This window comes from Robertkochia marina, assembly GCF_004799345.1.
GTDB classification, from domain to species: Bacteria; Bacteroidota; Bacteroidia; order Flavobacteriales; family Flavobacteriaceae; genus Robertkochia; species Robertkochia marina.
The window spans coordinates 67,948-82,126 of the sequence record NZ_SSMC01000002.1 but is presented as its reverse complement, the minus strand read 5'-3'; the positions used below and the strand labels follow the sequence as shown (position 1 = coordinate 82,126).

Genomic DNA, 14,179 nt, shown 5'->3' with positions numbered 1-14,179 from the left:
TATTTTCTATATTAAGTCAATTAATGTAGCTAAAAAATTGATTTTCAAGACGTAAAAGCAGTGTTCCAGGTATAGCCATGAATTTTCAGTGAAAAGTCGGCAGCATGGACTTTATATCATAACAATAAGAAGTTGTTAACACACTGGATTGAATTAATTCACTAGTTTTAAGAATCATCAATCAATTAACCAACAAACCCTCCGTAGCATGAGCACGGTTATCAGGGAACGTAAAGACGAGCAGTTTATCCGGAAGCTCGAGCAACTCGTGCGAGACCATCTGGAAGATGAAGACTTTGGTGTTAACGAGCTTGCCGCCAAAGCCGGATACAGCCGATCGCAATTACATCGGAAACTCAAAACTGTTTTGGGGCATTCTGCGAGTGTTTTCATTCGTAGAATTCGCCTGGACGCAGCCCTTGAAATGCTGCAAAAGAATGAGATAACCACCTCCGAGATAGCCTATAGCGTAGGCTTTCACAGTCCTTCATATTTTCACCGTTGTTTTCAAAAGCGTTACGGTATTACCCCCGGCGATTATAAAGAACGTTTACTGCAGGATCCCGATTTTTCCTTTTCTCCAAACAATTGCAAAGAAGACCTTCATTTGAAAGTCTCTGTCAACCGCAACCGGACAAGATCATTTCAGAACATCGGCAAACCCTTGGCTTGGGGCAGTGTACTTCTTTTATTTGTGCTGGTGGCCATCGGTATCAACAAGTACTTCTCTCCTGCCACTATGCAAAAAACAGGGGTTGCAGTACTTCCATTTTCAAATCTAAGCACCGATGACGAAACCCGTTTTTTTGCAGACGGTATGATGGAAGATCTTTTACATCGTTTATCAAAGGTGAAAGATTTCAGGGTGATCTCCAGAACCTCATCAGAGGTTTATAGGGACAGATCTCAAATTACCATAGGCCAGATCGCTGAAGAGCTCGGGGTGCGCTATATTGTAGAAGGCAGCGTACAACGTTACGACAATCAAATAAGGGTGCATATTAAGCTCATTGACGCCTCCATTGATGAACCAATCTGGAGCCGGAATTACGACCGCCGCATACTTGATCTGTTTACCATACAAAGTGAAATTGCCCTTAATATTGCTTCGGAGGTGCACCAGGTATTATCGGAAGGTGAAACAGCATCGCTTCAAAGTCAGCAAACCGAAAACATCAAAGCCTTTGAAATGTATTCTTTAGGAGCTTTTGAATTAAAGAAGCGCACAGGAGCGGGTTACATCAGGGCGCTGCATTATTTTGAAAAAGCCATAGAAGAAGACCCGGGCTACGGCAAGGCTTATGCGGGGTTGTCTGAAACCTATTTCCTGATGGCCATGAACGGAGAGATCGATCGGGAAACAGGACGCAACCTGGCCTTATCACTGGCCGAAAAAGCCTTGTTATCAGACCCTGAGTTAGCCGATGCGAAAACCCTTCTGGCCACCATTTATGGCTTTATGGACCACCATTGGCAAAGGGCAGACAGCACCTTTCATGAAAGTATTTCACTCAACCCCAACCTGCCACAGACGTATATGTACCACGCCAATCTAAAGCGAACCCTGGGAGATACTCTAGAGGCACGCAGGCTTATGAATAAAGCCCTTGACCTGGACCCGTTATCCTATATTGTACGCTTCACCAGTGCAGCGCTGTTTTTTGAGAGCGGTAATTTTGAACGTGCGCTGGAGGAATGCATCCGATGCCAGGAGATCCTCCCTGAACATGGCTGGAGCGCATGGTTAAAATTCAAGATCCACGCCCTGAAAGACCGTGATCCGGAGGCTCTAGAAGCCTTTAAATCCTTTGGAGCGCTCAGTGGAGAGTATCATCCTGTAAAGGCCGACAGCGCTTACAATACCGCCGGAATAAAAGGGCTGTTACAATTAAAGATAGCTCGCTCAAAAAACCTGGTGGAAAAGGCGGAGTGTTATGCCATGCTCTCACAAAAGAACGAGGCCCTGGAACTTCTGAAAAATGGACTTGATCGCGGCTTACTTGACCCGGAGATCACGGCTAACTATCACTTTCTTCCTTACCACAGGGAACCGGTTTTCACAGAGATCTTCTCTGAAATGAAGCTACCTGGTTCTGCTTCATTATGATCATCGCACAATTTTCAAGATTGGTATTTCTAGTGGATTACTATAATGATATGTGGCAAAGAAGCAAGGGAGCTAAGGAGCTAAGGAGTAAAAAAATTTAAAAGGTATCCAATACAAATAATAAATGATTCGTCTTCGCGAGACCACTGAAATTTTATTTCTTGTGGAGGATGATGACGGATTGAATCGCAGGCGTCACCTCGAGTGATACCGCAGAGCGGGATCGTATCGAGAGGCTTTTAGGGCCGAATTGTTCTCGATACACCACGCTTACGGCGTGGCACTCGAACTGACAGCACGGGCTACCTTGGGTCCAAAATTAAAATCCGTCAGCGGTAGGTTTGCTTTTGCAAAGCCTGGCAATCTTCCTTTGCATAGTTAAAAATATCCTCCGCCAGCCTTCATACAACATAAGTACAGGCTGCAACATAGGTGCAACCTTTTTTTGCATGATTTTCTCACATAATTACTATGAAGTGCATCATGGTTTTTAGGACCTTCGATATGATCAAGAAAACGATCAAAAACATTCATTAATCAAAAAACACTCAATCATGAAAACAATTAATGTAAAATACCTGTTTACGGTATTACTTTGTACAGGACTGGTTTTGTCCTGTAGTAACGACGACGATGCTATTGTAGCAGATGATCCTCAAACTCCGAATCCAAGGGTAGCCACCCCCACATCAGAAGTCACTTCGGTGAGTCTTAATTTTGCCGTATCTCTGGATACTTATACAGACTCCTCGACTTGCGGAGATGGGAACTACTTTTACCAGCACAGTGGTGAAGGTTCCAACGGTACTTTTGGTGATTATTCGATTACCCTGACCTACTGCGGCCAACCAAATTCATTTAATGCCTATGACCTGGAAGTGGTCATACAGGACAGCAACGGCGATCAGATCACATTATCACAGGCAGCAGACAGTTTCATACCTGAACCGGTAGTAAACGGGGTAAACCAGTCTCCTAACGACATCACTGATGCTGATGGCAATTCGATCCATGATGCAGATCTTCTGGTACTCGAAGTAACCCATGGTACCGGATCTTACAGCAATGCCCAGGGAGAATTCAGCACCCAGCTGCGACAAGGGCTTAATGTTGGAGCACAGAATGCCGCCTTTGCTTTTTCCGGGCGTCTTACAGGACTATAAAATTGATCGTGGTTGGTTAATATGGAAGGGAAGTCTGCTTTTTAAAGCAGCTTCCTTTCCTTGCTTTACGGATTCATTTTTTCCATCATCTTCTCTTGCTGGGTAATAGAATTGTTCAGGTTTACAGCCGTCTCTATCAGGGCCAGGTGAGAATAGGCCTGTGGAAAATTACCCAACAGGCGTTTGGTTTTAAAATCGATATCTTCACTGAACAGCCCCAAATGATTGCTGTAAGAAAGCAGCCTTTCAAAATATTCTACAGCGCGTTCTGTCTCTCCGATCTTATTCAGGGCATTGATGAACCAGAATGTACAGATCGTAAACGAGGAAGAAGGCAGTCCGAAATCATCCTTATTCTTATAGCGATATAAGAGTCCGTCGTTACTCAATTCCTTTTCAATAGCATGAACGGTACTCACGTATTTAGGGTCCCGGGCATCAATAAACCCATAGGGCTCCATAAGTAACACAGAGGCATCCAGGTCTTCAGACCCGTAACTTTGGGTAAATGCCCCAATCTTTTCATTCCAGGCATTATCAAGGATATCCTTTTTTATAGTTTCTGCCAATTGCAGCCAGCGCCCTCTTCTTCTGTATTTTCCGGCCATATCGGCCACCTTCAGAGCCTTATCAACCGCAACCCAGCACAGGACCTTTGAAAAGGTAAAGTGGCGTTCTTCTGTCCGAAACTCCCAGATACCCTTGTCGGGCTCCCGCCAGTGTTTGTTAACCACCCATACAATACCCTTGGTAATAGACCATAGCTCCTCAGCATTTTCAATATCGTTCTTGAATTTTATCACCTGTTCATAGATCACATCCATCAGAATTCCGTAGATATCATTCTGCCGTTGTTCATAAGCGGCATTACCGATCCTCACCGGGGATGAACCTTCGTAGCCCTGGAGATGATCCAGGGTTTCTTCGGTAAGTATTTTTTCTTTATTGATCCCGTACATGATCTGTAACTTTTCATCCTTTTCAGGGATCAGGTCGATGATGAATTGCAGGTATCGCCGGGCTACATTTTTATGACCGAGCTCAGATACTACCTTGATCACCATAGAGGCATCGCGTATCCAGCAGAAACGATAATCCCAGTTTCTGACCTCTCCAATGGTTTCCGGCAGGGAGGTCGTGGCTGCGGCCAGCACCGCGCCTGACTTATCGTAACTGAGCATTTTCAGGGTGAGTGCACTTCTGGAAATGTAGTCGTTGTATTTGTCATAATTAGGGGTACGTTCAGACCAGTTGAGCCAGTACACCATGGTTCTGGAAAGCTCCAGATGCGCTTTTTCCGTAGATTGCGTAAAGATCTTCTCATTGTATCCAATGGTAAAATATCCATCTGAATGCAGGATGATCTCCTCCCCGTTCACCACCTTCTGCTTATCAAAATTGGTATATAGAAACAGGGTATCATACTTCTCCTTATCAGTCAGGCTCACAATAAATTCATTCTTGACATAGGTAGAAGTGGTTCCCATGGCGTATTCAAGTCGCGGATCGTATTGAACCCTGAACTTAGGCTTTCCGCTCAGGTGCTTTATGTACCTGATAATATCAGGAGGAGAATGATGCCCTCCCTTTTCGTTTTTATAGCGGGGCATAAAATCACGCACCTCAAAGCTGTCTTTTCCGTTAAAGAAACGGGTGACCAAAATATTCGTATTTCTGATATATTCCTGGGTGATCTTATAGCTATCTGAGACTTTAAATCCGAAAGAACCACCAATATCCTTATCCAGTATTTTTGCAAATACCGAGGGTGAATCAAACTCCGGCAGACAGGCCCAATGAATAGATCCATCACGGTATACCAATGCTGCGCTTCTGCAATTCCCTATAATTCCGTAGTCGAGATTGTCCATTAATTCTTATTAAATTTCCTGTAAACATCAATAAATGATTAAATTACGAAAAAAAGGTAGTTTATATCATATTATGAGTAAAACCATCATCGTTTCCAACCGGCTTCCCTTACAAGTAAAGATCGAAAATGACAACCTGGAAATCACCCCCAGTGTAGGCGGGCTGGCCACAGGGATGAAATCTGTGCATTCTGAAGGCGACGGGATCTGGATCGGGTGGTCCGGACTTACCGAGGAAGAACTCGATGAATCCCTCAAAAAAAAGGTTGAGCAAGAAGTAAAAAAGGAGAAATGTGCCACCGTACCCCTCACCCAGGAAGACCTTGAACATTACTACTTTGGCTTCAGTAACCGAACCCTGTGGCCGCTATTCCATTATTTTATGGAGTACACAGAATTCGAAAAGGATTATTGGGATTCTTATGTCACGGTGAATAAGAAATTTGCAGAGGTCGTACTCAAACACGCTGAAAAAGGCGATACCATCTGGGTTCACGATTATCAGTTACTGCTATTGCCCGGACTCATTCGCGAATCCATGCCTGATATTTCGATTGGATTCTTTCTTCATATCCCCTTCCCTTCCTATGAGATCTTCAGAACCTTCCCCTGGCGTGAAGAAGTGTTAACCGGTATGTTAGGGGCCGACCTCTTAGGGTTCCATACCTATGACTATGAACGTCATTTTCTAAGTTCTATCAAAAGGATCTTACGTCTCGACGTGAATTTTAATGAGATCATTTACAAAGATCGTGTCGTTAAGGTAGACTCTTTTCCCATGGGAATCGACTACAACAAATTCCATAAGGCAGCTAAAGAAAATATGGACAGGTTACCTGCTGAACGTTCCGATCTGCAACAGCGCATTGACGATCACTTTATGAAAGACAAGGAGGCGAAACTCATCCTGTCTATAGATCGAATGGATTATACCAAGGGGATCCCTAATCGTATTCGTGCCTTCGAATATTTCTTAAATAAGTACCCGGAATTCAAACAAAAAGTGCGCCTGGTCATGTTGGCGGTACCATCCAGGTCGAACGTACCCCAGTACCAGTTGTTGAAAAAAGAAACTGATGAACTGGTAGGGCGTATTAACGGTCAGTTTGCCACGGTAAGCTGGACCCCTATCTGGTATTTTTACCGTTCCCTGCCCTTTGACAATCTTATTGACCTGTACACCTCTGCCGATGTAGCACTGATCACCCCGGTACGAGATGGGATGAACCTTGTTGCCAAAGAATATATTGCCACCCGTGTTAAAAAAGACGGGGTGCTTATACTCAGCGAGATGGCCGGAGCCGCAAAGGAAATGAATGAAGCCCTGCTTATTAATCCGAACAACTTTGAGGCCATGGCCGATACGCTGAAACAAGCCCTGGAGATGCCTGTAAAAGAGCAAAAAAAGCGTAACACAATGTTACAGAAAAGGCTCAGGCGTTACAGTATTGACAAATGGGCGGCCGAATTTTTCAAGGCACTTAAGGCTACCCAAAACCTGGGACAGGTTATTGTAGCTTCCCACATGAACCAGGATATCCGTGAAAACATGATGAACAAGTTTAAAAAGGCAAAAAGTTCGCTGATGATGCTTGATTACGATGGCACCCTTACCGGATTCAGAGACAATCCGGAAGATGCCAGGCCTGATGAAGCACTAATTGGTTTACTGAAGCAACTCAATGAGATTCCCGGCAATGATATGGTCATTATCAGCGGCCGTGATCGGGAAACCCTCGAAAAGTGGTTCGGGAAATACGAGTTTAAAATGATCACCGACCACGGGGTATGGCTGCACACCAAAGAAGATGGATGGGTCTCTTTAGAACGACTACGCGTTAATTGGATGGAAAATATACGTCCCATCCTGGAAACCTTTGTTGACCGCACCCCGGGAACCTTTATCGAGGAAAAAAAATACTCCCTGGCCTGGCATTACCGAAAAGCAGACCCTGAATTGGCACAGATACGAGTCATGGAACTCAATACTGTATTGACCAGCCTGATCTCTAATAATGAACTCAGTGTTTTAAAAGGAAACAAGGTCATAGAGATCAAAAGCAGTAATGTCAATAAAGGAAGAGCCCTGTCAAGGCTATTAAACGAAAAAGAATACGACTTTTTGTTTGCAGTGGGTGATGACTGGACCGATGAATATATGTTTGAAGAAATGCCTTCAGAGGCTTTCACGGTAAAAGTAGGTTACAAAAAAACCAAGGCCCGGTTCTTTGTGCACACCCCCGAACGGGTTCGTCCGCTTTTGGCACAATTCCTGGAATCTTAAAAAGGGGTTAACAGCTATTTGTTTTGAGGTTATTTCTGGGGTAATTCCTATTTTTAGGAAAAATTTTACCATGAAAACTTACATACTACTAGCATTTACCGGTCTGTTTTCCTTCTGCATGTTTGCACAGACCAATCCTAAGATCTATGAGATCATCGACAACGTGTCGTCAGAGCGCATTGAACACGATGTACGTATCCTGGCTAATTTCGGTACCCGCCATACCCTGAGTGATACGGTTTCTGAAACCAGGGGAATCGGCGCTGCAAGACGATGGATCAAGGCTGAATTTGAAAGAATATCCGAGAGCTGCGACAATTGTCTCGAGGTTTCTTACCAGAAAAATTTTGTTGAGAAAGGTGCCGGCGACCGGATCTTTGAAGATGTCTGGGTAGTGAATGTTGTAGCTGTAAAAAGAGGAACCAAATACCCCAATAGTTACATCATCATGAGCGGTGATATTGACTCCAGAGTTTCAGACCCCAATGACAATACCTCCGACGCTCCGGGCGCCAACGACAATGCAAGCGGAATGGCGGGTACTCTTGAAGCGGCTCGGGTGCTGAAAGACTACGACTTTGAACACAGTATTATTTTTGTCGGACTTTCAGGAGAAGAACAGGGGCTATGGGGAGGAAAAGGCCTTGCAGCTCATGCCAAAGAGAACAACTGGAATATTATCGGGATCCTTAACAACGATATGATCGGGAATATCAAAGGGGTTGACGGGGTGATCAGCAACCGTGATTTCCGAATCTTTTCAGAGCCCACCCCTCCCACTGAAACTGAGCGTCAACGCAGAGCACGACGTTTTTATGGCGGAGAGGTTGACGGAATCAGCAGGCAATTGGCCAGGTACGTTCATAACACCACCAGTACTTATATGCCTGAAATGAACCCCATCATGGTGTACCGCCTGGATCGTTTTGCCAGAGGCGGACACCACCGTCCGTTTAACGACCTTGGGTATGCCGGGATCAGGATCATGGAAGCTCATGAGAATTACACCCAACAGCATCAGGACCTGAGAACGGAAGACGGCATCGAATACGGGGATGTGGTTAAACATGTCAATTTTGATTATGCCGCCAAACTAACCGCGGTAAACGCCATTAATCTGGCCTCCATGGCCTGGGCACCCCCGGCCCCGGAAAATGTGAAGATCGGTGGAATGGTTGAACCCTCTGCGAGATTTACCTGGGACAAGGTTGATGGAGCAGCAGGCTATAAGATCTATTGGAGAGAAACCACCAGCCCTACCTGGGATCACAGTCGTTATGTGGGTGATGTAACTGAATATACCCTTAAAGGTATTGTGATCGACAACTTTTTCTTCGGAGTGGCTGCAGTAGATGAAGAAGGCAACGAAAGTGTGGTTACCTTCCCCTCGGGAGTTATAAGGAATTAACCCACTCCATACAATATTTTATATCAGCTCCCGTAAGCTAACAAATGAAGTTTACGGGAGCTTTTTTATTTATACCCGGTTACTCAAACCTAACCTCCCTGCACCAACAGCAACCGGATTATCTTCAGAAAAAAGTCTCTTTGGAATACGAGTAGTGTCAACAATTTCAAGGATGGTAATTCCCCACCGATACAACCTGTTTATACCCGTAAAATATGCTCTACATAACAGTATGGATTCTGTTTTAAAAGATTATGATATTTTTACCCTATAAAACTAGATCCCATGCGAACTCTTTTAGTACTGCTTTTACTTATACCCGCTCTCGGAGGAGCCCAGGTCTTTGGTGAAACCAAAGTATTTACAGAACAAGACACCCTCAGGGGCAGCATCACCCCCGAGCGTGAATGGTGGGACCTTAACTACTACCATCTCGATATTGAAGTGGTTCCTGACCAAAAATTTATAAGCGGCAGTAATCTGATCGCCTTTACCGCCTTAAAGCCGGGAAGCGTTTTACAGGTAGACCTGCAGGTGCCCTTACGTATCGACAAGGTTACCTGGAAGGGCCGTGAAGTAGCAGTACGTTCTAATGGAAATGCTCACTTCGTTGAACTCGGGAGGCAATTGCAAAAGGGTGCCAAAGATTCGATCAGGGTGTATTATTCCGGCAATCCCAGAGAAGCAGTTAATGCCCCGTGGGATGGAGGGGTTTCCTGGAAAAAAGATAAGGAGGGCAACCATTTTATAGCTACTTCCTGCCAGGGATTAGGGGCCAGTGTCTGGTGGCCCAATAAAGACCATATGTATGATGAAGTAGACAGTATGAAGATCAGTGTGACCATTCCTGAACACCTGGTGGATATCTCTAATGGGAAACTAACCGGCATAGAACACGATAAGGTCAATAAAAAAAGAACCTTTCACTGGGAGGTTAAGAACCCCATCAACAATTACGGGGTGAATATCAACATTGGGAATTACGAAGGTTTCGGGGAAGTTTATGAGGGTGAAGACGGCCCACTTGATATGAAGTATTTTGTGCTGGCCTATAATGTAGAGAAGGCCAAAGAACAATTCAAACAAGCCACCAAAACCATAGAGGCTTTTGAACACTGGTTCGGCCCCTACCCGTTTTACGAAGATGGTTATAAGCTGGTTGAAGTGCCTTACCTGGGTATGGAACATCAGAGTTCGGTAACCTATGGAAATGGATTTGAAAACGGATATCGCGGTTCTGACTGGTCAGGGTCAGGCTGGGGCTTAAAATTCGATTACATTATCGTACACGAAACAGGGCACGAGTGGTTTGCCAATAATATTACCAATATCGATATCGCCGATATGTGGATACATGAAAGCTTTACCACCTATTCTGAATGCCTTTTCGTAGAGTATCATCACGGCAAAGAAGCTGGAGCTGATTACATGACCGGTACCCGTCGTGTCATTTCGAATGACGAGCCCATCATTGGGGTATACGATGTGAACAACGAAGGGTCAGGTGATATGTATTTCAAGGGTGCCAATATGCTGCACACCCTGAGACAGCTGGTAGAAGATGATGCACTATGGAGAGAGATCCTTCGTGGATTAAACCGCGATTTCCGGCACCAGACCGTAAACACTCAGCAAGTGGAAAACTACCTCTCTGAAAAGACCGGAAAAGACCTCTCTGCCTTTTTTGATCAGTACCTGCGCGATCATCGCACTCCCGTTTTTGAATACGAGATCAAGGAAAATATCATACGTTACCGATACACCGATGTGATCCCTGATTTTGATATGCCCATTGAGGTGACTATCAATGGAGAGAGCGACTGGATCTACCCAAACTCCAAATGGAAAGAGATGCCCATGCCTGAGCGCATCGCTTCATTTAGCGTTGACCGCGACTACCTGGTAATACCCCGGGCATTATAACGAACAGCGGCTATTACTTAACAGCTCTTTAAGATTTCCTGCAGGGGTTTTCCTTTATTTTAGCGCTTCGTATAAACTAACGAAGCTAACTATATGAGAAAAATCTTTACTACCGGGATGGCCGTTTTGGTGTCATTCCTGTCTTTCGCACAGGATTTCAGCATGGATCTTGTTCAGGACATGACTCCCAGAAATATCGGTCCGGGAGGAATGAGTGGTCGGGTTACTGCTATTGATGTGGTAACTGATGACCCTGATGTCATGTATGTCGGAACCGCTTCCGGAGGGTTGTGGAAATCAACCTCCGGAGGTATCAAATGGGAGCCCGTATTCGACAAAGAGGTTACCGCATCTGTGGGTGCTGTAGCCATTCAGCAATCCAATCCATCGGTGATCTGGGTAGGTACCGGAGAAGGAAACCCCAGAAACAGTCTTAACGGAGGGTACGGAATTTACAAATCGCTTGACGGAGGAAAAAGCTGGACCAATATGGGACTTGAACAAACCCGTCATATTCACCGGGTTGTCATTGATCCGGAGAACCCAAACACCGTATACGTGGCAGCGATCGGATCTCCATGGGGGGAACACCCTGAAAGAGGGATCTTCAAAACCACCGATGGAGGAAAGTCCTGGGAAAAGGTCCTTTTTGTAAACAACAAAACAGGAGCAGCAGACCTGGTCATGGATCCTTCCAATCCTAACAAACTGATCGCGGCTATGTGGGAGCATAAGCGTGACCCCTGGTTCTTTAAATCAGGAGGTGAAGGCAGCGGCCTTTATATGACCCACGATGGCGGTAACACCTGGAAAGAGATCACCCATGAAGACGGTTTGCCTAAAGGAAACCTCGGGCGAATCGGGTTGGCTATTGCCAGGAACAAGCCTAATATCGTTTATGCCCTTGTGGAGTCAAAAAAGAACGCCCTCTACAAGAGTACAGACGGCGGATTTAACTGGAAAAAGATCAACGACAAATCAGATATCGGAAACCGTCCGTTCTATTATTCTGACCTTGCAGTAGACCCTGAAAATGAAAACAGGGTATATTCTATTTTCACCTATGTTAATGTTTCTGAAGACGGAGGTAAGAACTTCGATCAGCTGATGGATGCCTATGGTTCTGATCATGGGGTACACCCCGATCACCACGCATGGTGGATACATCCTGAAGACGGAAGTTTTATGATGGATGGAAATGACGGAGGTTTAAATATTACCCGCGACGGAGGTAAAACCTGGAGATTTATCGGGAACATTCCGGTGGCACAGTTTTATCATATCAGTACGGATAACGACTATCCTTACAATGTTTACGGAGGAATGCAGGACAATGGTTCCTGGAAAGGCCCTGCCTATGTATGGCGTGCCCAGGGTATCAGAAGCTCCTACTGGCAGGAGATCGCCTTTGGAGATGGTTTTGATGTAGTTCCTGATCAGAAAGATCCGCGGTTCGGATATGCCATGAGCCAGCAGGGATATGTATCAAGATATGATGCAGAAACCGGGAATAACTACAGTGTTCGTCCTACCCATCCGGATCCGGAAGTAAAGCTGCGCTTTAACTGGAACTCTGCCATCGGGCAAGATCCTTTTGATGAGTCGACCGTATATTTCGGAAGCCAGTTTGTTCACAAGAGTACCGATAAGGGACTCACCTGGGAAGTGATCTCTCCCGACCTGACCACCAATGATCCTGAAAAACAAAAACAGGATGAAAGCGGCGGACTTACCCTGGATGCAACAGGAGCAGAAAATTACACCACCATCCTGGTTATCGAGCCTTCGCCGGTTGAGAAAGATATGCTTTGGGTAGGAACCGATGACGGAAAAGTGCATTACACCACTAATGGTGGACAGGACTGGACCGATGTTACCAAAAACATCAAAGGACTGCCTGAGGGAAGCTGGATCGTTCAGATCAAAGCTTCAAAAAAGAACAAGGGAGAAGCCTTATTGGTAGCAAATGATTACCGCAGGTTTAATTATACTCCTTACGCCTACCGCACCACCAATTACGGAAAGAAATGGGAGCGTATCGTAGATGAGAACGACGTGAAAAGCTACGCCTTATCTATCATTGAAGATCCTGTTGAACCCAGACTGATGTTCCTGGGTACCGATGACGGACTTTACCTGTCTCTTGATGCCGGTGAGAAATGGCAAAAGTGGACTGAAGGATTCCCTACGGTATCTACAAAAGACCTGGCTATTCAGGAACGCGAAGGCGACCTGGTGATCGGTACTTTTGGTAGAGCTGCCTGGGTACTTGATGATATCAGACCCCTGCGTGCCATTGCAGCCAACAAAAACGTGCTCTCTGAAAAGATCAAGATCTTTGAACCGGCAGCAGCCTACAATGCAGCCTACCAGCAGCCTACAGGAAGCCGTTTCGGGGCCGATGCAATGTTTGCCGGAGAAAACAAACGAAGTGGAGCTATGATCTCTTATTTCATTGACCCTATTGAGAAAATGAAAGAGGAGAAAGAAAACGAAAAGGAAGAAGCCTCTGAAAATGGTTCAGAAAAAGAAGTGAAGTGGGATAGCCTGAAGCTGGAGATCTTTAAAGGAGAAAAGCTGATCAGAACCCTGAAAATGAAAGCGCCCAAAGAGAAAGGTATTCACCGTATGTATTGGGGGCTTGAAGAAAAAGGAGCCGAACGTCCGTCCAGAAGGCTTCGTGAATCGAAAAGAGAACCGGGAGGAATGGAGGTGCTGCCGGGAACCTATGGCCTTAAACTCACCTATGGCGATCAGACTACTGAAAGTAGTATAGAGGTAAAAACAGATCCGCGTCTTGATTACCGCATGGAAGACCTGGAAGAGGTTTACAATACCGGAAAAGAAATTCAGCAATGGAATCAGCTGGCTGCCGATGTGAGTAAGCAGTTGCTGGAGAGTCGTAAAACAGCCGATGATTTCAAAAAGGAACTCAAGAAGAAAGATAAAAAGACCTATAAAGAAGAGATCGAAGCATCTGAAGCCATTATCAAGAAAATCGACAGCATCCTGGATGAAATGTTTGGTGAAGAAGACGAGCGTCAGGGAATTACCCGCAGCTCTGATCCAACAGTAAGTTCACGACTTTCGTCTGCCTATGGATATGTAGCCAGCAGAAAATCGGGTATTACAGCAACTGAGACCCGATTGATGGAACAGGCCAAAGAAGCCCTTAATGGGGTCGTTGAGAAAACCAACGCCTTCTATAAGAACGATTGGCCCGGTTACCGCGAGCAAATGGAGGCCCTGGAGATCGAACGTTTTGAGGAAACCAAAAGTTTTTCTATCGATAAGTAAGATCAGTCATTAAGAGACTCTGTAATCCTATCACGGTCTCCTTAAACTGTTATAATTTTAATCCTGCCTGCATTGCCTTCAATACAGGCAGGATTTTTTTATTCCTAACTTCACTACATATGACGA

At 45.2% G+C, this 14,179-nt stretch carries 7 protein-coding genes; 6 read left to right on the top strand and 1 reads right to left on the bottom strand.

Going from position 1 to position 14,179, the window contains the following annotated elements:
* Positions 1-208: 208 nt before the first annotated feature.
* Both E7Z59_RS06885 and E7Z59_RS06880 read left to right on the top strand, forming a co-directional pair.
* Positions 209-2,107, top strand: a complete 1,899-nt coding sequence (locus tag E7Z59_RS06885) for a helix-turn-helix domain-containing protein (RefSeq protein WP_136335587.1) — start codon at positions 209-211, stop codon at positions 2,105-2,107.
* A 554-nt stretch (positions 2,108-2,661) separates the two neighbouring features.
* Positions 2,662-3,270: a hypothetical protein gene (locus E7Z59_RS06880; RefSeq protein ID WP_136335586.1), complete on the top strand. Its 609-nt coding sequence runs from the start codon at positions 2,662-2,664 to the stop codon at positions 3,268-3,270.
* A gap of 65 nt (positions 3,271-3,335) precedes the next feature.
* On the opposite strand, the gene E7Z59_RS06875 is transcribed toward E7Z59_RS06880, so the two are convergent.
* Positions 3,336-5,141, bottom strand: a complete 1,806-nt coding sequence (locus E7Z59_RS06875) for a glycoside hydrolase family 15 protein (RefSeq protein WP_136335585.1) — start codon at positions 5,139-5,141, stop codon at positions 3,336-3,338.
* A gap of 73 nt (positions 5,142-5,214) precedes the next feature.
* On the opposite strand from E7Z59_RS06875, the gene E7Z59_RS06870 reads away from it, so the two are divergent.
* The 4 genes from E7Z59_RS06870 to E7Z59_RS06855 all read left to right on the top strand — a co-directional run bounded on the left by E7Z59_RS06870 (position 5,215) and on the right by E7Z59_RS06855 (position 14,053).
* Entirely contained in the window at positions 5,215-7,425 is a 2,211-nt protein-coding gene (locus tag E7Z59_RS06870; RefSeq protein WP_136336298.1) for a bifunctional alpha,alpha-trehalose-phosphate synthase (UDP-forming)/trehalose-phosphatase, read from the top strand.
* 118 nt (positions 7,426-7,543) lie between these two features.
* Complete coding sequence (locus E7Z59_RS06865) at positions 7,544-8,833, top strand: M28 family peptidase (protein ID WP_394346654.1); 1,290 nt, start codon at positions 7,544-7,546, stop codon at positions 8,831-8,833.
* Between the two features lie 285 nt (positions 8,834-9,118).
* A complete protein-coding gene (locus E7Z59_RS06860; protein WP_136335583.1) occupies positions 9,119-10,756 on the top strand; it encodes a M1 family metallopeptidase in 1,638 nt (545 codons plus the stop codon).
* 93 nt (positions 10,757-10,849) lie between these two features.
* Positions 10,850-14,053, top strand: a complete 3,204-nt coding sequence (locus E7Z59_RS06855) for a WD40/YVTN/BNR-like repeat-containing protein (protein ID WP_242015666.1) — start codon at positions 10,850-10,852, stop codon at positions 14,051-14,053.
* The last annotated feature ends 126 nt before the right edge of the window (positions 14,054-14,179 follow it).